This window comes from Clostridiaceae bacterium (genome assembly GCA_012840395.1).
Taxonomy (GTDB): domain Bacteria; phylum Bacillota; class Clostridia; order Acetivibrionales; family DULL01; genus DULL01.
Map to the genome: position 1 here is coordinate 37,187 of DULL01000066.1, position 25,568 is coordinate 62,754.

A 25,568-nucleotide genomic window follows, 5' to 3' on the forward strand; every position below is an offset into this window, starting at 1 on the left:
TGGTAAATAAATATATAGAGGTTGGGGAACTTATACTTAATTCGTTGTGCTAACTTTATAAAGGTATATGCGTTATTTATTAATAACATGAGTTTCGTTTAGCGCAAGTAACTGTGTATTAGGTATATTATTTTAAGCTTTTTTACCTAATTATGAAGCAAGGAGGTTATAGATATGGAAAATAGTGTATATGAACAGCTTGTTAATTTTATTGTTGAGATTTGTAAAAGCAAAAATATTAAGGCTCCTGAAGCAGCAGAGTTATTTGAAAGGCTTAGGATTGACGTATTAGAAAAGCTTTTGGAAAACTCAAATGTTTTCTATGTTTTAAAAAATGACGGCAGGCTTGAGGTTTTTGATGAAGAAAAACTTTTTATTAGTATAGCCAATGCATCTGATGAAATAAACCAGCCATTGACAAAAAGTGATATAAACAATGTGGTTGCTATGATAGTTAATTCTGCAGTTAACGGAAATAACCGCAGCAGGATTATTACATCTAAAAAAATACGTAAAGCAGTTCTGGAATCTCTAAATAACATGGGCTTCCAAAATGTCGGCAGAAGCTTTAGTAATTATATAAAGGTATAAAATATCAGGCATGGGAAATAGCATTGGGAAGATTCCGGGGAAGATCTTATGTCTAAACTGATTTTGCCTGTACTGCCGGTTTTTTTGTTACCCGGATTTAGTGAGCTATTCCTGCCATGCCTTTATTTGAGGAGGTTAAAGTATGCATGAAGCCTACTTCAGGAATATATGGTTTTAATTACAATTAAATACAAAATTTATAAGACTTTAACTATATCAAATACAGAGCTCAACACAAGCCAGTTCTGTGGGAAGTACCGGCCAATGGTCCAGTAACTCAGACCGCCAACTCTAAATCTGTTTGCCAGTGTAAATTTTGCAAGCATGCTGTTTGCGTCCTCAAACCATACTACATGCTGCCTGCCGTTGCTGTCATAATAGTAAAAGAATGGCGCCTGGGATATGGCATCATACTGTATATTGGCGCCTACCCTTGCTGCAAGATCAACAGCACCAACATTTGAGATTACCTGTGCAGCCGTTCCCGGAGTAAAAGGCAGAGTCCAGTCATATCCATAGTTTGGTATTCCCATAAAGATTTTTTCGTTAGGTATTTCGGTAACTGCGTATTCAAGGACTCTTCTTACTTCGTTAATTGGAGCTACCGCCATGGGAGGACCATAAGTATAACCCCATTCGTATGTCATAAGTATTACATGATCTACCAGAAGACCGTGAACAGGATAATCATGCGCCTCATATAGCAATCCTTGCTGGCTTGCTGATATTTTGGGGGCAAGAGCTGTTGTTATCTGATACCCCAGTGGCCTTAGGGTATTTACAATTCTTCTGAGAAAATTGTTATAACTTTCTCTGTCATAGGGATATATATATTCAAAGTCTATATCCAGGCCATAGTAATTTTTGTTTCTTAGAGTTGTAAGTATATTGTTTACCAGATTATCCTGAGCAGTGGCATTAGTAAGTACAGAATGAGCAATATCACTGTTGAATCCAGCACCTTCTTCAGTATTGGTTATAACCATCAACGGCGCGGTACCTGCTGCTCTTGCGGCATCTATCAAAGGTTGATCAGGAATTGTTGAGAGGCTTCCATCTTCACGAACCGAATAGCTGAAAATACTTAGATAAGTCAGATAAGGCAGTGTTTTTCTGAGTACCTCCCGGTCAGTTCCCGGATAAGCATAACCATTTACTTCAATAGGACCAAACTTAATATTTGTTGCAGGAATAATAATAACCTGGCCTACATATATCTGAGCGGGATTAGTAATATTAGGATTAGCAGACAAAATTGCATTCATGCTGACGCCAAATCTTCTGGAAATAGAGTATAATGAATCACCTGGCATGACAGTGTAATTCATATCACCATTTAGTATAACAATGGTTTGCCCTACTACAAGCCTGTCAGGATTCTGCAATTCATTATCAGAAATAATCTTTTGGGCAGATACTCCATACATTCTCGAAATAGAATATATACTATCTCCTGGCCTAACTACATGAATTCTCAAGGAAATCACACTCCTATTCTCTTTAGTTTATTATATTCAGGTTGACAATAAATAGTTACCTTCCTCAGTCTGTATTTGGGTTATTTGTGAAGAGCAAAAAAAGTTCTTCAATATTTTTCAATAATAAGGTATAATATTTCTGTAATTATTATAAGGTAATAATACCAGGTATTATTTTTATTTATTATATCTTACTCAGAGTAGGAGGAGATTATATTGGATAAGGGTATAAGCATTTATTATCAGGACGGAAGAAAAATAGTTAAGGGATTAGGATACTATGAGGCTTCAGGAGTAAAAGACCTTAAAGAACTTGTAAAAAAGAGCGCAAAAAAATATGGTAATTCTGTTGGTTTTAAATTTAAGGATAGTAATGGCAGAATAGTAGGAAAAACTTATAATGAGTTCGATCAGGATGTGGATACCCTAGGTACAGCTTTGATTTCTTTAGGACTGAAAGAGAAACATATAGCAATCATAGGTGAAAACAGGTATGAATGGGCTGTTTGCTATTTTTCTGTAGTTAACGGTACCGGTGTAGTTGTACCGCTTGATAAAAATCTTCCCAAAAATGAAGTAGAGAATCTAATTGAACGTGGGAAGATTGAAGCTATTTTTTACAGCAGAACTTTCCACTCTATGATGATAGAAATTGCTCAGGTAAATAGCAGAGTAAAATATTTTATTTGTATGGATGAAATACCAGATATAAATAATAATGATTCAAAGTTCGTTACCTTAAATACTCTTAAAGAAAAAGGAAAAACTCTACTTGAATCAGGGGACAGGAACTTTGTTGATGCTGAAATTGACAGAAACAAGATGTCTCTGCTTTTTTTCACGTCAGGTACAACAAGCATATCAAAAGGAGTTATGCTGTCCCATGCTAATGTTGCCAGCAATGTAACAAGTGTAACAACTGTTATTCATGCGGATCAAAATGATGTTTTTCTTTCGATTCTGCCACTTCATCATACCTATGAAAACACTGTGGGCATGCTGGCCATGATAAATTTTGGCACTTGTATAGCCTATTGTGAAGGGATAAGATATATAGCCCAGAATATATTAGAATTTGGAGTAACTATACTAATAGGGGTTCCTGCAATATTTGAAGCAATATACAAAAAGCTTAATGAAGGAATTAAAAAATCAGGAAAAGCAGGTCTGATAAAAGTATTGTTAGTAATATCGGAAACACTTAGATTTTTTGGAATTGATATAAGAAGAAAAATTTTTAAGCCAATATTCGATAAACTTGGCCCTAAATTAAGACTTGGAGTAAGCGGTGCCGCTCCTATAGATCCCAAAGTTATAAAAGGTTTTAATGCATTAGGATACAATCTTATGGAAGGATATGGCCTTACAGAAGCTTCTCCTATTGTTGCAACAAATAATGACTTTGTTAACCGCCCCGGAACCATAGGATATCCAATGGGAGGAATTGAAGTCGCTATAGATAATCCTGATGAAAATGGAATTGGAGAAATTATAGTCCGTGGGGATAATGTAATGTTAGGTTATTACGAAGAGCCGATTGCTACGCAAGAAGCCATTGATAAAGACGGATGGTTAAGGACAGGTGATGTAGGATTTATTGACAAGGACGGATTTATTAAGATTACCGGCCGTATTAAATCCATGATAGTTCTGACTAATGGGAAAAAAGCATTTCCTGAGGAATATGAAATATTGCTTAATAAACTTCCAGGAGTCAAGGAATCTTTTGTTTGGGGAAACAAAGCACCTGATGGAGATATACAGGTATGTGCAAAATTGGTAGTTGATAAAGAAAGAATGGTACTTGATAAAGGGTATATGCCCTCAGAGGAAGAGATGGCCAGAGAATATGAAGCTGCTATCAAGGAAATTAACAAGAGAATACCCCAATACAAAATAATACGTTATTTCTTAATCACTTATGAAGAACTTGTGAAAACAACTACTCTTAAAACCAAGAGGTCTGTTGAGCAGGAAAAAGTAAAAGCAATGTTGGAGAAAGCAGGATTGGAAATCAGAAAGGCTTCAGGCAAAGTAATAGAAAAACTATGCGGTGATACGCAGTAAGACCATGAGAAATAAAATATGAAGTAATATAAATAACATCAGGAATTTTATTGAAATATTAGGAATATTTTTTATTAAATTTGAAAATATTTATTGTATTACTGTTATATTTGTGTTATAATATCTTAGCTAAGTACTCAGTATTAGCATTGGATTAATTTTCAGACAATGCCTCCTTAAATAAATGGAGCAAAGTGTCAAGAAGAATTAATTCCAAATATATTTAAGGAGGTATATAGAATGGCTGATAAGAAAATTATATGCAAGGATTGTAATAGTGAGTTTATATTCACAGAAGGTGAACAGGCTTTTTACAGGGAAAAAGGTTTTGAGAATGATCCTCAAAGATGTCCTGAGTGCAGGAGGGCAAGAAAACAGCAAAGAAATAGCTTTAACAGTAACAGAAGCAAAAGTTATGGCAATAGATGGTAATGGAGCAAAAGAGAGGGTAAAACCTCTCTTTTTTATATTGTACTAGTTATTGATCATGAGGTTTTAATATGAATTTCATATAATTTTAGTGTAAAAAATTTTCAAAAAATTTTTAAAAATCTCTTCAATATTTATCGAGTTTAAGGTATGATATAACATAATAAAATTATTATAAGATAATAGTACCAAGTAATAATTTTGTTTATTATTATCTGTTTATGGGTATATAACTGAAAATATGAAAAAATTGCCATTAGGTATTAAATTAGAGTTTTATAGGTAGAAAGGTTGGTTTAATTTGGTAAGAGGTATAAGTATTTCAATTGAAAACGGAAGAAGAATAATAAAAGGCTTAGGTTATTATGGCAAAAAGAACATAAGAGACCTTAAAGAAGTAGTAAAATCCAGTGCAAAAAAGTATGGAGACGCTGTAGGATTTAAGTTTAAGAATAAGGATAATAAGATTGTAACTAAAACTTATAAAGAGTTTGATGAAGATATAGATGCATTAGGTACAGCTTTAATATCACGGGGACTTAAAGATTCTCATATAGCAATAATAAGTGAAAACAGGTATGAATGGGCTGTATGCTATTATTCTGTAGTAAACGGAACCGGAGTGGTGGTTCCATTAGACAGAAACCTTCCTTCCAATGAAGTCCGAAATCTTATTGATAGAGGAAAGATTGAGGGTATTTTTTATAGCGGTGATTTCCATCCCATGATGATAGAAATTGCAAAAGTAAACAATACAATAAGATACTTTATATGTATGGATGATTACTCTGTTGCTGGTAATGCTGATAAAAGGTTTGTTTCTTTAGGCACATTGATGGAAGAAGGGAAATCTTTACTTCAGTCAGGAGATAAATCATTTGTTGAGGCTCCCATTGACAGAAACAAAATGTCCATGCTGTTGTTCACTTCTGGTACAACGAGCACCTCCAAAGGAGTTATGTTGTCTCATGCAAATATAACAAGCAATATTGCAGGAGTAGCTGCTTCAGTATATGCGGGAATTGGAGATGTGCACCTTTCTCTTTTACCGCTTCATCATACCTATGAAAATACATTGGGAATGTCACATATGATCTACCGTGGAGTCTGTATAGCCTACTGCCAGGGAATAAAACATATTGCCCAGAATATTAAAGAATTTGGAGTAACTATATTAATTGCTGTTCCGGCGATTTTTGAAGCGATATATAAGAGGTTGAACGATGGAATAAAAAAATCCGGGAAAGAAAAGCTTGTGAATGCCCTTATTAAGGTGTCAGAGGCATTGCGGTTTGTGAAAATTGACTTGAGAAGAAAGCTGTTTAAAAGCATTTTCGACCAGCTGGGACCAAAATTAAGGCTTGGTATCTGTGGCGCAGCTCCACTTAACCCAGAGATTATCAAAGGTTTTGATAAATTTGGTTTAAGAATATTAGAAGGATATGGGCTTACGGAAACATCCCCTCTTGTTTCAGGGAACAATGACTTTGTAAACAAACCAGGTACTGTAGGTTATCCTATAGCAGGAGTGGAAGTTGCAATTGATTCTCCTGATGAAAATGGAGCAGGTGAAATAATTACCCGCGGAGAGAGTGTAATGCTGGGCTATTACGAAAACCCTGAAGCAACTGCTGAAGTTATTGATAAAGATGGCTGGTTTAGGACAGGGGATGTAGGAATTATTGACGAAAGTGGAACAATGAAAATAACAGGCAGAGTTAAGTCTATGATAGTATTGTCAAATGGTAAAAAGGCATTTCCTGAGGAATATGAAGAGCTGTTGAAGAATCTGCCGGCTGTAAAAGAGTCTTTTGTCTGGGGTAACCAATCTTCCAATGGTGAAGTTCAAGTATGTGCCAAATTGGTAATAGATAAAGAAAAACTGCAGCAGGAAACAGGACATATACCCTCAGAGGAGGAACTGGCTCTTCATTATGATGCCGCTATCAGGGAAATTAACAAGACCATGCCTCAGTATAAGATTATACGTTACTTCGTAATTACTTTTGAAGATCTTGTAAAGACAACAACATTGAAAATAAAAAGGTCTGTGGAGTATGAAAAAATAAGGACAATACTGGAAAAGACAGGTCTGGAGATGAGGAAGGCATCGGGCAGAGTTATAGATACTTTAATTAATCAAAATAAAAGTGCTGTTGAAACAAATAATTAACCTAATTCCGGATGAATAATTGCAGGCTGGTTATAGGATAGAAGGTGGGAAAAGTGGATAGAAATTTGCAGGAAAAAATCCTGGCAGAGTCGCCGGTTATACCGGCAATAAAGGATTACCAGGGTTTGGAAAGATGTATCGAGTCAGAAAGCAACATGGTTTTTATTTTATTCGGCGATATTTGCAGTATTTCTGATATTGTAACTAAGGTTAAAAACTCAGGTAAATATGCAATTGTACACATTGATTTGATAGAAGGGCTTTCTTCCAAGGATGTAGCTGTGGATTTTATAGTCAAATATACTAAAGCTGATGGCATAATATCTACAAAAAATAATTTAATCCGATATGCAAAAAGTAAAGGATTAATTACTATACAAAGATTTTTCCTGATTGATTCATTAGCTTTTTCAAACCTTTCAAAACATGCTTCCTATGAAGATGCAGACCTTATTGAAATACTGCCTGGTGTAATGCCAAATGTAATAAGCAAAGTTGTAAGGATTAGCAAGGTACCTGTCATCGCCGGAGGATTAATTACTGAGAAAGAGGATATTATCAGTGCTCTTTCAGCAGGTGCAACAGCAGTATCTACCACCAACTCTAAGGTTTGGTTTTTGTAGAGTATATTATACAAACAACTCCAGGAATCAGTTGCTTACAGCAAATATTTAGCAAGAAATCTCCCATCCTTTGTAGATGGGAGATTTCTTGCTGATGCTTATGTTAAAAGAAAAATTCAGTGGAGGATATTTCTTTAGCCCATCTCATAGAATTCAACCTGATACTCCTATAGAGAACATTATAGCTATGTATGAGACGGCAAAAAATTATTGTCCATATGGAACATAAATAGTAATACTTTTAGATTGTTTCGTAGAGGATATTTTGAATGCATCTTGGAGGAAAATGAGAATGGGTCCTGAAAACAGATATTTTGAGCTAAGACCGAAGATAGTGCTTGCAGATACTGAAGCCACCATTAGTATTAGAGCATTACATGTAAGGTTTAAGGAAGAAGCCGAGTATGAGATAAACTATTATCCTTTGGAAAGATATTCTCAAACAGGAGAATACAAATATCAGGAGATTCAAAAAGTTAAGCCCGAAAATGGAGTTATCATCTTTAAGCAGTTTTTTAAAGGCGAGCAGGAGCATGTTTTGAGATTAAAGGAAACTCTAGGGGAAAAATCAAGATTATATGAATTTCGAATATATTCTTTAGAAAAGGATCTTTTTGACAGAAAGCCATATAAGGGAGATCTTCATATGCATAGTTATTATTCTGACGGAAGAGAATCTCCCGGGTTTATCGCAGCCTCCTGCAGGAGAATAGGAATGGATTTTATGGCTATTACTGATCACAATAACTATCAACCATCAATAGAAGCCCAGGATGTTTTCGAAGATGTAGAACACGATTTGTTAATCTGCCGCGGAGAGGAGATACATCCTCCTGGTAATCCTGTTCATATGGTTAATTTTGGTGGAAACTTTAGTGTTTATGATTTGATTAAAAATGATAAGGATAAATACTTTAATGAGGTTAAGGAAATAGAGAATACAATCAAAAATGTTTCGGATCCTGACGCAATCTACCAGTGTGCTTCATGTATATGGTGTTTTAATAAAATACGTGAAGGAAATGGGCTTGGCATATTTTGTCATCCATACTGGCAAATAAATACCGGATACTATATATCAGATTCAGTAATCACATATATGTATGAACACCAGCCCTATGATGCTAACGAAGTCATTGGGGGCTATAATAAACCAGATGTGGACTCAAATACCCTTCAGGTTGCGCGCTACAATGAAGAAAGGGCAAAGGGCAGGAAAATACCTATTGTAGGGGTTAGCGATGCTCATAGCTCCAGAGAAGGAGTGTATTCTTTCGGATGGCACTATACAATTGTGTTTTCATCAAAAAATGAAAAAGATGATTTGATTAATAGTATAAAGAATCTGTACAGTGTTGCAGTGGAGGCAATTGAAGGAGAGCCTAAAAGGGCATACGGGCCTTTCAGACTTGTCAAATATGCACAGTTTTTGTTCAGGGAAGTGTTTCCGCTGCATGACGAGCTTTGTTTCCTGGAAGGAGAATTCATGAGGTTGTATATAGAAGGATATGAGGAGGCTGCAAACATACTTAAGAAATTAAAAGGGCAAACAGCGCGGTTATATGACGCTTTTTATGGGACCCCGGAATATGAATTCCGATATTTTAACGTAAAGCTAAATTTATTGCTTTAAACATTTTTTATGCTATAATAGATATATAATTTAGTTTAAATACTTACAAAAGTAAATATAGTTGATTGTTTCAGTGAGATTTGAGAGCGAAACTTTTACAACCATATGGTTGTTTATGTTTCGCTTTTTTATTTTATGTATATTTAAGGAGGCACATTATGTATGATGTAATAATTATAGGTTGTGGAATTGTAGGAACAGCTGCAGCTTATGAATTATCAAAATACAATTGTTCAGTTGCAGTCCTTGAAAAGGAGAATGATGTTGCATGCGGAACTACAAAAGCAAATAGCGCAATTATCCACTCGGGATATGACACAAAACCAGGTACTTTAATGGCACGATTAAATGTTGAAGGGGCTAAACTGGCAAAAGAACTGTGTAGACGTCTGGATGTCCCCTATAAGCAAATCGGATCACTTGTCCTTGCTTTTTCACAGGAAGACTTATCCATATTGAAAAAGCTTTATGATCAAGGAATAAGAAATGGTGTACAAGGATTGGAATTGTTGACTGCAGAACAGGTAAAGAAAATGGAACCGAATATAAGTCCTGATATACTCGGGGCACTATATTCACCTACCGGTGCAATTGTCACTCCATGGGAATATGCTCTGGCTATGGCAGAGACAGCTGTGAGAAATGGAGTAGATTTGTATTTAAATAGTGGAGTATATGCTATTGAGAAAATTGGAAATGGTTACAAAATCGCAACACAATCAGGAGAATTCCATGCAAGATATGTTTTAAATGCAGCAGGTGTTCATGCAGACAAAATACACAATATGGTGGCAGAACCTGAGTTTTCAATTAAACCTGTTAAGGGAGAATACTACCTTCTTGATAAATCTGAGGGAACACGAGTGTCACATACTATATTTCAGTGCCCGGGTAAAATGGGTAAAGGAGTTTTAGTTTCACCTACAGTTCACGGCAATCTTATAGTAGGTCCCAATGCTGAGAATATTTCTGATGCTGAAGATGTGTCTACCAGTAGTCATGGTCTGTCTTTTGTGGCAGAAATGGCTCTTAAATCAGTTCCATCAATTAATTTCCGCCAGGCAATCAGAAATTTTGCAGGTGTGAGAGCGACATCAGATATTGATGATTTCATTATTGCAGAATCTAAAACAGCAAAAGGATTTATTAATCTCGCAGGTATTAAGTCCCCCGGCCTTACTGCGGCTCCTGCAATTGCCAGAATGGCGGTTGAACTATTGCAGACATCCGGACTGAATTTTGTAAAAAAGGAAGATTTTATAGACACCAGACATCAGATCAGGTTTAATCAACTTCCAATTGAAGAAAAAAGATTACTTATCGAAGAAAACCCTTTATATGGCAGGGTAATATGCCGGTGTGAAACTATTACTGAAGGTGAGATTGTAGATGCACTGCACTCTCCTATACCACCCAGGTCACTGGATGGTGTAAAACGCCGAGCAAATGCGGGAATGGGCCGCTGCCAGGGGGGATTTTGCGGTCCCAGGGTGCTGGAGATAATTGCACGTGAACTGAAGCTGCAGCCGGAGAAAGTACTTTTGGATAAAGAAGGTACATACATACTTACAGGTGAAACAAAAACAGGAGGTGGATGCAATGAGTGAACAAGTATATGATCTTATAGTAATAGGAGGAGGTCCTGCCGGCCTGGCAGCAGCTATAGAAGCACACAAAGCAGGCTTGAAACGTATTCTTATAATTGAGCGCGATCAATATTTAGGAGGTATACTCAATCAATGTATCCACAATGGTTTTGGATTACATTACTTTAAAGAAGAACTTACAGGTCCTGAATATGCTGGAAGGTTTATATCCATGCTAAAGGATTCAAGCATAGAAGTGAAGCTTGATACAATGGTACTTGAAATTACAAAGCAAAAGGAGATACACGCAGTAAACTGTAAAGAGGGATATCAAATATTAAAAGCCAAGTCAATTATTTTGGCTATGGGATGCCGGGAACGCACCAGGGGCGCAATAGGCATACCCGGAGACCGCCCCTCGGGAATATTTACAGCAGGTACTGCCCAGAGGTATGTAAATATAGAAGGATACATGGTTGGTAAACGCGTAATTATACTTGGTTCAGGCGATATAGGACTTATCATGGCAAGAAGGATGACTCTTGAAGGAGCAAAAGTACTTGCCTGTGTAGAAATCATGCCTTACTCGGGAGGATTGAACCGGAATATTGTTCAGTGTTTGCATGATTATGATATTCCGCTTTATTTATCCCATACTATTACTAACATTAAGGGTAAAAAACGAGTAGAAGGAGTAACTATATCAAAAGTAGATGAAAACAGACGGCCTATACCAGGAACTGAGAAATATTTTGATTGTGATACCATTCTTTTATCAGTAGGACTTATTCCTGAAAATGAACTTAGTAAAAGTGCAGGTATTGAAATCGATAGCCGTACAGGAGGCACTGTAGTTTTTGAAAATATGGAAACCTCTGTTCCAGGAATATTTGCATGCGGGAATGTAGTACATGTACACGATTTGGTAGATTATGTGACAGCTGAAAGCCAGAAGGCAGGCAGAGCTGCTGCGAGCTATGTTTTAAGCTGTGATATGAAGGGACAGGAAAAAGAGGATAAATCAATAATTCAGCTTAAACAGGAGAAAGAAGGCAGCCTAAATTCATCTAGTCTTAACATAAATAATGGACAAGATGCACAAGAAATAAAGGATGATAAGTTTACTGAGAAAATTTATAAGCAAGAAATCCGGATTTTAAATGGAAGAGGTATTTCATACACTGTTCCTCAAAAATTGCGGCAAGGCAATATCGAAAAGAATGTGGAAATATTTTTCCGTGTTAATAAGGTGTTTGGTGAAAGCACTATTCAGTTACGTTCTGAGAACACATTAATTGCAAAATATTCACGGGAACGCATGGCCCCCGGCGAAATGGAGCGTATTATTCTGCCTCTTAAACTGTTAGAAAAAGTTAAAGATGATAGTATTACAATTATGGTAGAGGAGAAATGAATATGAAGCATCTGATTTGTATTGTTTGTCCTAAAGGATGTCATCTTCAGGTAGATGAAAATAATAATTATGAAGTGAGAGGAAATTCCTGCATACGTGGAGAGGAATACGGTAAAATCGAACTTACTAATCCAACCAGAACCATTACTTCCACAATTAGGGTCTCAGGCGGAAAGCAACGTCGCTGCCCGGTTAAAACAGACAGACCAATACCCAAGAGTTTGATTTTCGATGCCATGAAACTGCTTGATGGGATAATTATAGCAGCTCCGGTTCATGCAGGAGAAAAAGTAGTTCAGGATATTTTGGGAACAGGCGCTAATTTTATTACTACAAGGGATATAGATTAGAGAAAAGAAAAAGGATAAATTATCATGATGTTATATAATCATAGATTATCTTATGATAAAATAATTTCAAAGAAAATATGATAATTACAATTTTATGGTAATTTGGAAATGTGTTGAAGGATATTATGAGCAATATAAGTCAAGAATTTTATATTTGTTTGTAATATCCTTTTTTTGGAGGTAATTAAGTGGAACACTGGGAAAAGATAAGTGCGGTGCAACGTATGCAGGATTATATTGAGGAGCATATAACGGATCATATATCTCTTCAGATGCTGGCTAATGTAGCAAAATATTCACCATGGCACTGTATAAGAATCTTTAGGGAACTAACAGGGAAGACTCCGTTTGAATACATCAGAGCCCTTAGGTTGTCAAAGGCTGCTGAGAAACTTCAGAATACAGGCAAAAGAATAATTGATGTGGCTTTGGATTTTGACTTCGACTCACATGAAGGTTTCACAAGAGCATTTTCCAGGCAGTTTGGTGTAACGCCCCGTGTATATAGTAAAAATGCTCCTCCCATTAAGCTTTTCATGCCCGTACGTGTCCGAGATTATTACCTTAAACTTCAAAAAGGAGAGATTAAGATGACAAAAGATGCTATCCCAAAAACTGTCTTTGTGCAGGTAATTGAAAGACCTGCAAGAAAATTAATCCTTAAACGAGGGATTAATGCTACTCATTATTTTGAATATTGTGAAGAAGTAGGTTGTGACGTGTGGGATGTACTGACAAACATAAAAGAGGCTATTTATGAACCTTTTGGAATGTGGCTTCCTGAAAACATGCGAAAACCCGGTACATCAACATATGCCCAGGGTGTTGAGGTATCTTTGGATTATTCGGGAGAGATACCGGACGGATTTGATGTAATTGAATTGCAGCCGTGTAAAATGATGGTTTTTCAAGGACAGCCATATGAAGATGAGAATTTTCAAGAAGCAATAAGTGAACTATGGGAAGTGATGAATAATTATAATCCTGAGATTTATGGTTATCAATGGGCAGATGAAGATGCGCCCAGGATTCAACTTGAGCCTTTGGGGTACAGAGGATACATCGAAGCAAGGCCTGTCAGGGAGATAAATAAAAAATAGAAGGAACGTTATAGAACAGAGGCTGGAACCTAACGGCCTCTTTTTTTATCTCTTTAAAAGCAAATAAAATAAGATGCTCAATATTAATAAATATAAAATATTCAATATAATATTGACTCTTTTAGAGTGGATAAATACTCGAACGATAATTTCAATATTTTCGATTAAAGTAGAAAATATAAATCTTTTCCATGTGCCAAATTTGTAGTAATATTAACAATTATAGCGTATATATGACGTTGCTTAAACTAACAAACATTATAGGATAAGAACTATGGCACATACACGGCAGCTTTTTTTGAAAACAAGTAATAACACAGCGCACGCTCAGTTTATTACCAAACTTTTTATAAATGATCCTGTATTTTTAATATCTTTGATACTGGCTTTATTAAGCTGTTTTTGGGCTTCTCCCAAAATTGAATATATAGATTTTAAAGTCCTGGCATGCTTGTTTAATCTTATGATAGTAGTGAAGGCTTTTGAGGAACTACAGCTACTGGATAAATTTGCAGTCAGTATAATAAACAGATGTACAGACAGCCGGAAAGTATCTTTGGTAATGATTTTATTAAGTTTTTTCTCTTCAATGGTTATTACTAATGATATATCACTAATTACACTGGTACCCCTGACTCTTATTATTAGCAGAAAATCTGGCATGAATGTGCTGTTAACTGTAGTTTTGCAAACCCTGGCTGCTAACATAGGAAGCAGTTTAACACCCATAGGCAATCCTCAAAATTTGTATATTTTTTCTTATTATAATCTTACTGCCTCTCAATTTTTTGCTTCTATAATTTTATTTGCTGTACTTGGGTTAATATGGCTATGCTTATTAAATTTTAAAAATGCCAGACTAAGCTTGGAATTATCCCTTAGTCCCATAAAAACCAAGGATAACAATAAGATTTGCTTATGGGCGGTACTGTTTGGAGTTGTAATACTGTCTGTTTTTGAAGCAGTAAACTACATTTTGGTTTTGTTGCTTACTGTAACAGTAACATTTTTTGTGAACAAAAAGCTATTCTTAAAAGTAGATTATCCTCTGCTGATAACATTTGTCTGCTTTTTTATTTTTATCGGAAATATATCAAGTATACCTGCTGTAACTGACTTCATGAAGACTAACCTTAACAGTTTTGAGTCAACATACTTTTCTTCTATAATACTGAGCCAGGTTATCAGTAATGTCCCATGTGCGGTTTTCCTTTCAAAATTTTCTTCTTATTGGAGGGAATTACTCCTTGGAGTGAATATAGGCGGAATGGGGACAATCATTGCTTCCCTTGCAAGTGTAATATCTTATAAGCTATTTATAAAAGAAAATCCGGAATGCAGCAGGGAATACATAATTAAATTTAGTATATACAATATTGTAAGTTTAGCTTTATTTACCTTTATTAACTACTTTGCTATAATTCGAAGGTAAGTACAGGAAATTAATGCATAGACAGTTATGAATTTAGCAAAAGACTCATTTTGCTAATAACCTGATATATAAGAATAACCTATCCCAAAGGTAAGTAAAATAATCTAGATTACACAGATTACAGAGGTAATATTGATGGGACCTGTATCAATGAAACCTATTATTTCAGATAGGCAGAAAAAGCTAAATAAGTCACCAACACTATATCTGCCTCCTATGGCCAAATTATTGATAATAATAACTGTGATGTTTATTATTCTTATTGGCTATGGTTTTTTTGAAGCCTTTTGGATTCAAATCAAGGTTACTAAAATAACTGATGCCGATGTTCCGCCATCTTTTAAAAATACCAGAATAGTATTCATTACAGATATTCACTATAAAGAAAACTTTGCAAGAGAACAAATAAGAAAAGTAGTTGAAAAGGTTAACAGCCTTAATCCGGATATTATTCTATTAGGCGGTGATTATGTAAGCTATAGCCAGGACCATATAAAACCTTGTTTTGAAGAATTGGCCAGATTAAAGGCTTCTATAGGGAAATATGGTGTTCTTGGCAATCACGACCATCGGGAAAATGAGAGATTAACGAAAGAATGTATGAGGAAAGCCGGAATAGTGTGTCTTGACAATGATTCCCTATGGATATATAAGAATAAGGACAGGATCAAGATAGGTGGTGTAGGAGATTACTGGGAAGACCTGACAATAATCCAAAACACCATTCACGATGTGGATGAATCAGATTTTGTAATAGTATTGTCTCATAATCCGGACTTTGCTGAGACACTGAAAACAAATAAAGTAGATTTAGTACTTAGCGGTCATACACATGGAGGGCAAATAACATTCTTTGGTCTATGGTCTCCCTTCGTACCTTCACAATATGGACAAAAGTACAGAACTGGGTTAGTGAAGACAGAACACACACAAGTCTTAATATCTAACGGTGTTGGTTTTGCAAGTAATTATCCAATAAGGTTTTTTGCACGGCCGCAGATAAATGTTATTGAGCTGTAAGACATAAAAATGTTAAATAAAAATTAACAAGATTTTTACAAAGCTTTAATTTTAATATATTATTTTATAAAATAAAATATGAAGGAAGCAGTTAAGATGCAAGAATGGGAATAATGGATTGTAGTTCACTGAGAATATGAATCCTGAGTATATTTGTGACTGAAATATTTGTGGATGAAGGGATACAACATGAAATTAGTAAAAGAAATACTGGACTGGACATGTCATATATTAATTGCCTTTGTAATGGCTTTAGTAATTGTAGTATTTGTTATACAGCCCACACAGGTGGAAGGGCAGTCAATGGAACCGACCTTGCATGACAAAGACAGGATTATAATTAACAAGCTATCCCATCACTTAAAAAAAGATATCAATTATGGGGACATTGTAATAATTGACAGCAGAATTGACAGGAAAAGAACTCTAAAGGACGATATTATTGATGCATTGAAATATAATTTAATAACTTACAAGCTTTTTGATAATTCTTATGAATCTAGAATATACTGGGTGAAAAGAGTAATTGCAAAAGAAGGAGATGTACTTGATTATAAAGACAATAACCTATACTTAAATGGTATACTTATGGAAGAAAACTATGTGAAGGATTTGATGATGTATTTTCCTGAAGGGAAAATAAAAGTACCTGAAGGACATGTTTTTGTAATGGGAGATAACAGAAATAATAGTACTGACAGCAGGCACATTGGATTTATACCCATTGACCATATTGTAGGGACACTGTTTATAAAGTTTTAGGTTAATATAAATTATAACAATGTTTATTACTCAGTAATAAAGTGTTAAGCATATTTATAAACCCCTGGATTAACAATCTGTGGGGTTTTTGCATATAATACAAAAGGATGCAAGAGATTATGTAAAGGAATATTGCTTATGGCAAATATTTATGTATATAATAACCGGACTAACAGCATGGAGTATTATGTTCTTGGGGAAACTGATGCAATGCCCTATAACGTTGGAAGAACACTGACTGTCGGTGAATTCAGGGGAAGCTCCAGGGCTAACACTTTATGGACAACCAGACGGGCAATGGAAGCCTTCAATACTACAAGAAGCCTATGGGGACGTCCCATATATGTGGGATATGCCTTCAAGCGTATATGGGAGGGCGGCCATGCAGCTATGTCACAGCATTATGCAGGAGTAGCTTTCGATGTTGGCCAGAATTTAGACAACAATACAAGAAATCAGCTTCGGAATACTGCAATACAATCAGGAGTATGGACTTATGTAGAACCAGCATATCTGACACCAACCTGGGTACATTTTGATGCCCGCCAGAGCCCTCCGGCCTGCGCTGCAGGAGGTTATCCACTTATACGAACAGGAAGTGTAGGCGTTTATGTACTTGTACTGCAGGATGCACTTAATGCTCTGGGTTTTTCTGGTTCAGGACTTGATGGATATTTTGGACCAGGAACACGGAATGCCGTAATTAACTTTCAGCGTTCAATGGGACTTACTCAGGATGGCATTGTGGGTTGTAATACATGGGAAGCTCTTACAGAAGCTGCAGTATCAATCGGACGTACACCTACAGTAGTTAATCCTTAGTAAGCCATACCATTACCCTTATTAAGTTACTTTCTTCATTTATTTATCATATATATTGATAAGGCCATAGGGCCTTTTTTGTTTTTATATAACTTTCTGTGTATATTAGAAATAATTATGATAAAATGTTATTAAATTAAAGTAATAAATAATAAAAAAATAATTTAAACATAAGATACGGTATTTACCTTTAAAGGAAATTTTAAAGAAGATTTATCATGTAATGATTTGGAATATCCTGGAGGTATTATGAAAAACATAGTTTTAATAGGAATGCCGGCATCAGGAAAGAGTACAATTGGCGTTATTCTTGCAAAAACAATGGGCATGGACTTCGTTGATACAGATTTGCTGATTCAGAAGAAAGAAAACAAATTATTGCAAGATATTATTACAGAAAAAGGTATTGACAGTTTTATTCAGATAGAAGAGGAAATAATATTAGAGCTTAATTGCAACAATCATGTTGTTGCAACCGGAGGAAGCGTTATATACAGCCATAAAGCAATGGAGCACCTTAAACAAAATGGAATTTTAGTATATTTAAATACCAGCTATGATGAAATAAAAAGAAGACTTACAAACATTACTTCAAGAGGTATTGTTTTTGGGAAAGAACAGGATTTACAGGGCTTATTTAATGAAAGAACACCTTTATACGAAAAATATGCAGATATTATATTAGATTGTACTGGTAAAGAAGTAGAAGAAATAGTCAATTTAATAAAGGATAAATTATCTTAAAGCCTTGCATATTTATTCATGAAGCTATAAGCCTGTAACAGGTAATTATCGCGATTTCACTCATAGCTGCCCTGTTCTTGACTATAGTAAAAAAAGTTGATAATGTATGACTTGAGAATAATTCTTATTAATATAAATATGATATTTTAATTATTATTTTCACCGCCTTTATTCTTAAGCAGGGAGTGTGGCAATTATGAATTCCAAGTTGAAGGATAAGTTAATAGATAGGTTATTTGAGGCTATACTATTATTGGAAAACGTGGATGAGTGTTACAGTTTTTTTGAAGATGTTTGCACTATTGCGGAAATAAAAGCTATGGCTCAAAGGCTGGAAGTAGCAAAAATGTTGAGAAATAAAAAGACCTATCAGGAAATCAGTGAAGAAACTGGAGCAAGTACGGCCACAATCAGTAGGGTAAACAGGTGCTTAAATTATGGTGCAGACGGATATAGATTAATATTGGAAAGGCTTGAATCGGCATATAATAAGGAACAATAACGGAACATGATATCATGAGAAAAAGATAATGCAATAATTTTGGAGGAACGTAAATGCTTAAAATAATAGAAAAAATATTTGGCAGTTATAGTGACAGAGAAATAAAGAAAATAATTCCCATAGTGGATAGAATAGAAGCTCTCGAAGAAAGTGTAAAAGCTTTGAGCGATGATCAGCTAAGAGGGAAGACAGGTGAATTTAAAGATAGGCTTGCTAAAGGTGAAACCCTTGATGATATTCTTCCCGAAGCATTTGCTGTAGTCAGGGAAGCTTCCAGAAGAGTACTGGGAATGAGACATTTTAGAGTTCAATTAATTGGAGGAATAGTACTCCATCAAGGCAGGATTGCCGAGATGAAAACCGGTGAAGGAAAGACCTTGGTAGCCACACTCCCAGTTTACCTTAATGCGCTGGAAGGCAAGGGAGTTCATGTTGTGACGGTTAATGACTACCTGGCAACCCGTGACAGCGAGTGGATGGGTAAAATATATAAGTTTTTAGGGCTTTCTGTTGGTTTGATTGTTCATGGCCTTGACAGTGTGCAAAGGAAAAGAGCATATAATAGTGATGTTACTTATGGAACAAATAACGAATTTGGATTTGACTATTTAAGAGACAACATGGTCATTTATAAAGAAGATATAGTTCAAAGGGAATTGAATTATGCAATAGTTGACGAGGTTGATAGTATCCTTATTGATGAAGCAAGAACACCTCTAATTATTTCAGGAGCTGGTGATAAATCCACAGATTTATATAAAAAGGCAGATGCATTTGTAAGAAGGCTCAAAGCAAGAGTGTTTACCCAGTTAGACAATAAACAGGATATAGATGACGAAATTGAAGAAGACTACATTGTTGATGAAAAGGCTCATACCGCTACACTGACGGCTAAAGGCGTAAAAAAAGCCGAACAGTTTTTTGGTATAGAAAATCTTTCAGATCCCGAGAATCTTACAATTTCCCATCATATTAACCAGGCATTGAAAGCTCATGGTTTAATGAAAAAAGACAGGGATTATGTGGAAAAAGATGGAGAAATAATTATCGTTGATGAATTTACAGGTAGGTTAATGTATGGCAGAAGATACAGTGACGGCCTTCATCAGGCAATAGAAGCTAAGGAAGGGGTAAAGGTTGAACGTGAAAGTAAAACCTTGGCTACTATTACTTTCCAAAACTATTTCAGAATGTATAAAAAACTGGCAGGTATGACAGGAACCGCTCAAACTGAGGAAAATGAATTCAGAACAATTTATAATCTTGATGTAGTTGTTATTCCCACGAATAAGCCCATGATACGTAAGGATTATCCTGATTGTGTCTATAAAACCGAGATGGGAAAATTCAACGCGGTCATCAACGAAATAGCCGACTGTTATTCCAGGGGACAGCCGGTTCTTATAGGTACAATATCCATTGAAAAATCAGAGTTGTTAAGTTCCATGCTTAAAAAGCGTGGAATAAGCCACCAGGTTCTTAATGCAAAATACCATGAAAAGGAAGCTGAGATAATAGCTCAGGCTGGAAAATATAAAGCAGTTACCATCGCAACAAATATGGCTGGAAGAGGAACGGATATTGTTCTTGGTGGGAATCCTGAATTTATGGCTAAACAGGAGATGAGGAAAAAGGGTTATTCAGATGAATTAATAAATAAAGCTACAGGGTTTGAAGAAACCAATGATGAAATAATTCTTGAAGCCAGAAGAACTTTCCGAAATATATATGAAACTTTTAAAAAGGAAACAGATGCTGAAAGAAAAAAAGTAGTGGAACTTGGAGGCCTTCATATTATTGGTACTGAAAGGCATGAATCCAGACGTATTGATAATCAGCTCCGCGGCAGATCCGGACGTCAGGGTGACCCGGGTTCTTCAAGGTTTTATATTTCCCTTGAAGACGATTTAATGAGATTATTCGGCAGCGACAGGTTGACAGGAATTGTTGATGCCCTTGGGCTGGAGGAGGATCAGCCCATTGAGCATAAGATGCTTTCCAATGCTATAGAAAATGCACAAAAAAGAGTTGAAGGCAAGAATTTTGATATAAGGAAGCATGTGCTTGAATATGATGATGTAATGAACAAGCAAAGGGAGATAATATACTCCCAAAGGAAATCTGTTCTTAATGGAGATAACTTAAAAGACAATTATATAAAAATGATAGAAGGTGTGGTAGAGAGGATTATATCCACTTACTGCAGTGAAAGTCCATATCCGGACAACTGGGATTGGAACGGCATTATAGAATATGCTGAGAATATATTATTGCCCAAGGGAACTCTTAAGGTAAACAGAGAGAATATGGAAGATATAACTAAAGAATCTCTCAAAGAAACCATACTCAGTAATGCATTGAAGGCATACGAGGCAAGAGAACAGGAGCTTACACCTGAATTAATGAGGGAATTTGAGAGAGTGGTTCTATTGCGTATGGTCGATGAAAAATGGATGGATCATATTGATGCAATGGATCAGTTAAGGCAAGGCATCGGCCTTAGGGCTTATGGCCAGAGGGATCCGGTTATAGAATATAAATTTGAAGGGTTTGAGATGTTTGAGGAAATGATAAGGAACATCCAGGAGGATTCACTGAAGATACTTCTTAAGTCAAGGATAGATAAGGAAAGGGCTGTCAAGAGGGAAAAGGTTGCAGAACCGGTTACTGCCAGCCATGGGGATGAGGTAAGAAAACCAGTAACCAGATCCAGCGAGAAAGTTGGAAGAAATGATCCCTGTCCCTGCGGAAGTGGCAAAAAATATAAAAAATGTTGCGGTGCTAATAATTAAATTTTAAAATAATTCATATGAAGAAATATATTATTTAAAAATACAATGAAATTTTCTAATAAAAATTTTTATTATACTTGTGAGGAAAGACTATGGACTACCAGGAAGCGTTAAATTATATACATGGCACTCATAAATTTGGAAGTAAACTTGGATTAAAGAATATTACCAGACTATTGGAATTAATGGGCAATCCGCAAAGAAAATTAAAATATGTCCATGTGGCTGGAACAAACGGTAAAGGTTCTACGTCTGCATTTATTAGCAGTATTCTTATTGAATCGGGTTATAAAGTAGGAATTTTTACTTCTCCATATCTTGAGCGTTTTACCGAAAGAATAAAGGTAAATGATGAGGAGATTAAAGAAGAAGATATTGCCAGGCTAACTGGACTGATTAAGGCAAATGTTGAGAAGATGCTGGCTGAAGGCGAAAACCATCCTACAGAATTTGAGATTATAACTGCCATGGCTTTTCAGTATTTTGCTGAAGTTAACTGTGATATTGTAGTACTTGAAGTTGGTCTTGGAGGAAGATTCGATTCAACAAATGTGATAGACAAACCAGAGGTGGCAGTGATTACAACTATAAATTATGACCATATGGACCGACTGGGAAATACTCTTCCAGAAATTGCCTTTGAAAAGGCTGGAATAATAAAAAATGATTGTGATGTTGTAATATATCCTCAGGTTGAAGATGTCAGAGAAGTATTTGAAAAAGTATGCAAGGATAAAAATGCAAGGCTCCATTGGGTTGATTTTTCAGGAATCAGTAGTATAGAGTTTGGTGCTGATGGACAAGCCTTTAATTATAAAGATTATGGAAATGTTAAGATTTCTCTGATTGGCTCTCACCAGATTAATAATGCAATAGTAGCAATTAAAACTGCAGAGGTGCTGAGGGACAAAGGTTTTGCAATAAATCAGCAATCAATATTAAAAGGGCTGATTAAGGCCAGGTGGCCGGGGAGATTGGAAATTGTTAACAGGGAGCCATTGTTCTTAATAGATGGTGCTCACAACATTGAAGGGGCAAAAGCACTTCATGATGCATTAAACCTATACTTTCCTGACAGGAGAAAAATATTTATTATAGGCGTTTTAAAAGATAAAAAATACAGAGAAATGATTGAAGCTGTTTCACCTATAGCGGATAGGTTTATAACAGTAACCCCTAACAGTGACAGAGCCCTGGAAGCGGAAGAGACTGCTGAAATTATTAGATTCTATTGTAGTAATGTAACAGCCAGCCCAACAATAAAAGAAGCAATTGAAAAAAGTTTGCGGGAAGCAGAGCCCGGAGATGTTATCTGTGCTTTCGGTTCACTGTACTATATTGGTGAGGTAAGAAATTATTTTAAAAATAATAAGTAAAAGCCGATAATTTGTATAGTTAATTTATTATTTATATTTATTAATGTATTTATATTAGATGTATTTGGGTATACTGCAATAGAATTTATATTAGGTTATATATTATAATCTTCAAATAGTAAATGATTTGTATGAGATAGGAGGTGCTTCCATGATTGATCTCAAGGAGGAATTGAAGAATTACAGTCCGATTGATATGAAGATATTGGAAGATGAAGGCGCAGATCTTCCTGATAATATTAAGAATTCGATAATTCTTTATAATAAAGCACTGGAAAGTTTGCAGAATGGAAGCGAAGATATTGCAGTAATTGAGCTTAGGAAAGCAATAGCACTGAATCCTGATTTTTATGAAGCTGTAAACCTTCTTGGAGTATGCTACTCTTACTTAAATGACCAGCAAAAGGCAATTGAAATGTTTGAAAGAGTAGTAAATGCCGAGAACAACGGTGTAAGAGCTCTCTCGTACATAAATCAGATAAAGAGCGGACAGGACGGAGATGCTGCAACTGCTTCAAGTAAGAAAAAAGGAGCGGTAAATAAAAAAAAGCTTGGGAAAAGTAAAGAACCAAAAGAGATAGCGCAACCCAGCCTCAAAGCAGAACAATATCCGGGTAAACAGCAAAATCAAAATAAAAATAAAATACCATTGTTTAATGATAGTTACAAAATAAAGCTGATGGCAGTGTCTTTTATAGCAGGTTTAATATTACCACTGCTAATTGTGATACCTGTTATAAAAGGGAACAGTACAAAAGAGATAGCAAAAATCAGCGGGGAAAAAGATGAATTATTAAGTCAGATTGAAGAACTTAACGATAAATATGATCAATTATCCGAAACCAATAAGAATCTGGAAAAAGATTTGCAGGAAGCCAATTCAAATATAGATTATTATAAATTTACCCTTAAGCTTTTTGAAGTTAAGGAACTGGCAGACAACAAAAAATATGAAGATGCGGCAGATATGCTTATACTGTTGAAAACATTTGATTTTCAGGATGAAGAAAAATCAAAGTTTGAAGAAATGTATAAAAATATTATGCCCCTTGCGGCTGAGAGTGCTTATAACAAAGCATATGCCAAGTACATAAACAGAGAATATGAAGAAGCATTGAAGCTATTTGAAAAAGTACGGTTATATGATGAAAAATATTCACGAATTGATGCTACTTTGTATTATATGGGAAGATCTTATAAAGAACTGAATAATTCAAGAAATGCCATTGCCATGTTCCAGCAGATACTTGATAACTATCCAAACAGTTATTATTATTCGTATGCAAAGTACAGGATAAATGAATTAACCCAGATGCCTTAATTACTTTTAATATTAAAAACTAATCTACTTATGTTAAATATAGTCAATTTAAATGATAAAGTTTAAAAGGTAGCATTTATGCTGCCTTTTTCATATTATATAGCAGTATTTATTAATATGAGTCAATAGAATAAACCGATATAAGGTTTATTTTTATTGGGGTGAGTCTTTTGAATCCTAAATTAAGTAAAATAAATATTGCGCTTGGAGGCGGAGGAGTAAGGGGCATAGCATATATTGGCGTTTTTGCAGAAGCCTATGACAGGGGATACAAATGGGGTAACATAGCCGGAGTATCAGCAGGAGCATTAGCGGGGTCCTTCCTTTCAGCAGGGATGAGTCCATATGAAATGTGGAAAAACCTTAATGAGTTCGATTTTGAAGAAGTACAGTTCAGTAAGATACCTAAAAAAGTACCGGTGATCGAAAGATACTTAGAGTTTGTTCACAGGACCAGAACTACAGGTGAAGAAAGTATTAAGAATTTTTTTAGCAGAAAATATAATTTTGATGATTTTGTTAATGAAGATGAATCTGATCAGGACCAGTATTTAGAAAGAAGTAATTTCTTTAAAAATATTGCCACATTTGCAAAAGAGGGTAGTCTTTTTGACGGAGACTATCTGGAGGAATGGATATCAATATGTCTGAGAAAAAAAGGTATCAGGACTTTTGGTGATTTAAGAGGAGGAACAGTTGATAAACAAAATCCGAAAGGATATAAATTAAGAGTTACAGGAGTTGATTGCACCAGGGCAAAGTTGGTAGTTTTACCTGATGATCTTGAGTTTTATGGCATTAATCCTGATGAGTTTGAAGTGGCTAAAGCAATCAGAATCAGTACCTGCAATCCTTTTGCTTTTAAGCCGGTAGAGATTAAGAAGACAGAAGGGAAAAAAACCAAAACCTACTACCTTATTGATGGAGGAGCACTTGATAGTTTTCCTCACTGGGCTATCAATGCTGAAACAGCCAAAGCAGTAGGCTTTGTCCTCAAAGACGGTAATAAAAAACCTGGATTTTTTAGCCTGAATACGGCTCTTGATATTCTAAAGAGCATTATATCTGCCATTCATGATCCCGGTTTACCTAAAGATAAAGAAATTAAAATAAAATATATTGGGGAAATATTAATTAGTCCAAAAATATCAATGCTGGATTTTAACCTGAGCAATGATGATAAAGTTCATATGTTTAATGCGGGAAAAAATGAAGCCTATAAGGTATTTAACAAGATGGAAAGGGATTTGATGAGATATAGGAGAGGATTTTTCTACCCTTTCAGTTTTTTTAGATATTAACCCCCTAATTTCCAGGAAATAATCATTAGGTCAAGTTCTTTAATTTCCGGAG

General features: G+C 35.4%; 21 protein-coding genes. 20 read left to right on the forward strand and 1 reads right to left on the reverse strand.

Translation table 11 applies throughout. From position 1 onward, the window contains the following. Nucleotides 1-174: 174 nt before the first annotated feature. On the forward strand, nt 175-591 hold the full coding sequence (locus tag GXX20_08120; protein HHW31622.1) for a hypothetical protein: 417 nt from the start codon (nt 175-177) through the stop codon (nt 589-591). A 197-nt stretch (nt 592-788) separates the two neighbouring features. Here the strand turns inward: GXX20_08120 and GXX20_08125 are convergent, their stop codons facing one another. Further along, a complete protein-coding gene (locus GXX20_08125) occupies nt 789-2,069 on the reverse strand; it encodes a LysM peptidoglycan-binding domain-containing protein (GenBank protein ID HHW31623.1) in 1,281 nt (426 codons plus the stop codon). Nucleotides 2,070-2,282: 213 nt separating this feature from the next. Between GXX20_08125 and GXX20_08130 the strand changes: the two genes are divergently transcribed. The 19 genes from GXX20_08130 (at nt 2,283) to GXX20_08220 (ending at nt 25,516) form a co-directional block, all read left to right on the forward strand. Then, nucleotides 2,283-4,136 carry an AMP-binding protein gene (locus GXX20_08130; protein ID HHW31624.1) on the forward strand — a complete coding sequence of 618 codons (1,854 nt, stop codon included), beginning with the start codon at nt 2,283-2,285 and terminating at the stop codon, nt 4,134-4,136. A 240-nt stretch (nt 4,137-4,376) separates the two neighbouring features. Beyond that, complete coding sequence (locus tag GXX20_08135) at nt 4,377-4,568, forward strand: cytochrome C551 (GenBank protein HHW31625.1); 192 nt, start codon at nt 4,377-4,379, stop codon at nt 4,566-4,568. A 298-nt stretch (nt 4,569-4,866) separates the two neighbouring features. After that, the gene (locus tag GXX20_08140; protein ID HHW31626.1) at nt 4,867-6,738 is read left to right on the forward strand and encodes an AMP-binding protein; all 1,872 of its coding nucleotides are present in this window, start codon (nt 4,867-4,869) and stop codon (nt 6,736-6,738) included. A 53-nt stretch (nt 6,739-6,791) separates the two neighbouring features. Further along, nucleotides 6,792-7,361, forward strand: a complete 570-nt coding sequence (locus tag GXX20_08145; protein HHW31627.1) for a glycerol-3-phosphate responsive antiterminator — start codon at nt 6,792-6,794, stop codon at nt 7,359-7,361. 292 nt (nt 7,362-7,653) lie between these two features. Next, nucleotides 7,654-8,994 carry a hypothetical protein gene (locus GXX20_08150; GenBank protein HHW31628.1) on the forward strand — a complete coding sequence of 447 codons (1,341 nt, stop codon included), beginning with the start codon at nt 7,654-7,656 and terminating at the stop codon, nt 8,992-8,994. A gap of 158 nt (nt 8,995-9,152) precedes the next feature. Continuing rightward, entirely contained in the window at nt 9,153-10,601 is a 1,449-nt protein-coding gene (locus tag GXX20_08155) for an NAD(P)/FAD-dependent oxidoreductase (GenBank protein HHW31629.1), read from the forward strand. Then, a complete protein-coding gene (locus GXX20_08160; GenBank protein HHW31630.1) occupies nt 10,594-11,994 on the forward strand; it encodes an FAD-dependent oxidoreductase in 1,401 nt (466 codons plus the stop codon). The genes GXX20_08155 and GXX20_08160 overlap by 8 nt, the downstream gene beginning before the upstream one ends. A gap of 2 nt (nt 11,995-11,996) precedes the next feature. Further along, nucleotides 11,997-12,344: a DUF1667 domain-containing protein gene (locus tag GXX20_08165; protein ID HHW31631.1), complete on the forward strand. Its 348-nt coding sequence runs from the start codon at nt 11,997-11,999 to the stop codon at nt 12,342-12,344. Between the two features lie 188 nt (nt 12,345-12,532). Next, on the forward strand, nt 12,533-13,444 hold the full coding sequence (locus GXX20_08170) for a helix-turn-helix transcriptional regulator (protein HHW31632.1): 912 nt from the start codon (nt 12,533-12,535) through the stop codon (nt 13,442-13,444). Between the two features lie 274 nt (nt 13,445-13,718). Continuing rightward, nucleotides 13,719-14,876 (forward strand): anion transporter, encoded by a 1,158-nt coding sequence (locus GXX20_08175; GenBank protein ID HHW31633.1) that lies wholly within the window; start codon nt 13,719-13,721, stop codon nt 14,874-14,876. A 216-nt stretch (nt 14,877-15,092) separates the two neighbouring features. Beyond that, a complete protein-coding gene (locus GXX20_08180; GenBank protein ID HHW31634.1) occupies nt 15,093-15,896 on the forward strand; it encodes a metallophosphoesterase in 804 nt (267 codons plus the stop codon). A gap of 189 nt (nt 15,897-16,085) precedes the next feature. After that, nucleotides 16,086-16,658 (forward strand): signal peptidase I, encoded by a 573-nt coding sequence (gene lepB / locus GXX20_08185; protein HHW31635.1) that lies wholly within the window; start codon nt 16,086-16,088, stop codon nt 16,656-16,658. Nucleotides 16,659-16,796: 138 nt separating this feature from the next. After that, nucleotides 16,797-17,480, forward strand: a complete 684-nt coding sequence (locus tag GXX20_08190) for a peptidoglycan-binding protein (protein HHW31636.1) — start codon at nt 16,797-16,799, stop codon at nt 17,478-17,480. Nucleotides 17,481-17,729: 249 nt separating this feature from the next. Then, nucleotides 17,730-18,224, forward strand: coding sequence for a shikimate kinase (locus tag GXX20_08195; protein HHW31637.1), 495 nt, complete (start codon nt 17,730-17,732; stop codon nt 18,222-18,224). Between the two features lie 196 nt (nt 18,225-18,420). After that, nucleotides 18,421-18,726, forward strand: a complete 306-nt coding sequence (locus tag GXX20_08200; GenBank protein HHW31638.1) for a hypothetical protein — start codon at nt 18,421-18,423, stop codon at nt 18,724-18,726. Nucleotides 18,727-18,779: 53 nt separating this feature from the next. Continuing rightward, nucleotides 18,780-21,518: a preprotein translocase subunit SecA gene (gene secA, locus GXX20_08205; GenBank protein HHW31639.1), complete on the forward strand. Its 2,739-nt coding sequence runs from the start codon at nt 18,780-18,782 to the stop codon at nt 21,516-21,518. 92 nt (nt 21,519-21,610) lie between these two features. Further along, nucleotides 21,611-22,894, forward strand: coding sequence for a bifunctional folylpolyglutamate synthase/dihydrofolate synthase (locus GXX20_08210; GenBank protein HHW31640.1), 1,284 nt, complete (start codon nt 21,611-21,613; stop codon nt 22,892-22,894). Between the two features lie 151 nt (nt 22,895-23,045). Beyond that, nucleotides 23,046-24,215 (forward strand): tetratricopeptide repeat protein, encoded by a 1,170-nt coding sequence (locus tag GXX20_08215; GenBank protein ID HHW31641.1) that lies wholly within the window; start codon nt 23,046-23,048, stop codon nt 24,213-24,215. Between the two features lie 170 nt (nt 24,216-24,385). Beyond that, nucleotides 24,386-25,516: a patatin gene (locus GXX20_08220; protein ID HHW31642.1), complete on the forward strand. Its 1,131-nt coding sequence runs from the start codon at nt 24,386-24,388 to the stop codon at nt 25,514-25,516. Nucleotides 25,517-25,568 lie beyond the last annotated feature (52 nt).

What these genes read in the sequence shown, in the direction of transcription:
- GXX20_08210 (HHW31640.1), top strand. Translation starts at nt 21,611, where the DNA reads ATGGACTACCAGGAAGCGTTAAATTATATACATGGCACTCATAAATTT.
- GXX20_08135 (HHW31625.1), top strand. Translation starts at nt 4,377, where the DNA reads ATGGCTGATAAGAAAATTATATGCAAGGATTGTAATAGTGAGTTTATA.
- lepB (HHW31635.1), top strand. Translation starts at nt 16,086, where the DNA reads ATGAAATTAGTAAAAGAAATACTGGACTGGACATGTCATATATTAATT.
- GXX20_08200 (HHW31638.1), top strand. Translation starts at nt 18,421, where the DNA reads ATGAATTCCAAGTTGAAGGATAAGTTAATAGATAGGTTATTTGAGGCT.
- GXX20_08190 (HHW31636.1), top strand. Translation starts at nt 16,797, where the DNA reads ATGGCAAATATTTATGTATATAATAACCGGACTAACAGCATGGAGTAT.
- GXX20_08215 (HHW31641.1), top strand. Translation starts at nt 23,046, where the DNA reads ATGATTGATCTCAAGGAGGAATTGAAGAATTACAGTCCGATTGATATG.
- GXX20_08160 (HHW31630.1), top strand. Translation starts at nt 10,594, where the DNA reads ATGAGTGAACAAGTATATGATCTTATAGTAATAGGAGGAGGTCCTGCC.
- secA (HHW31639.1), top strand. Translation starts at nt 18,780, where the DNA reads ATGCTTAAAATAATAGAAAAAATATTTGGCAGTTATAGTGACAGAGAA.
- GXX20_08165 (HHW31631.1), top strand. Translation starts at nt 11,997, where the DNA reads ATGAAGCATCTGATTTGTATTGTTTGTCCTAAAGGATGTCATCTTCAG.
- GXX20_08195 (HHW31637.1), top strand. Translation starts at nt 17,730, where the DNA reads ATGAAAAACATAGTTTTAATAGGAATGCCGGCATCAGGAAAGAGTACA.
- GXX20_08150 (HHW31628.1), top strand. Translation starts at nt 7,654, where the DNA reads ATGGGTCCTGAAAACAGATATTTTGAGCTAAGACCGAAGATAGTGCTT.
- GXX20_08120 (HHW31622.1), top strand. Translation starts at nt 175, where the DNA reads ATGGAAAATAGTGTATATGAACAGCTTGTTAATTTTATTGTTGAGATT.
- GXX20_08175 (HHW31633.1), top strand. Translation starts at nt 13,719, where the DNA reads ATGGCACATACACGGCAGCTTTTTTTGAAAACAAGTAATAACACAGCG.
- GXX20_08180 (HHW31634.1), top strand. Translation starts at nt 15,093, where the DNA reads ATGGCCAAATTATTGATAATAATAACTGTGATGTTTATTATTCTTATT.
- GXX20_08155 (HHW31629.1), top strand. Translation starts at nt 9,153, where the DNA reads ATGTATGATGTAATAATTATAGGTTGTGGAATTGTAGGAACAGCTGCA.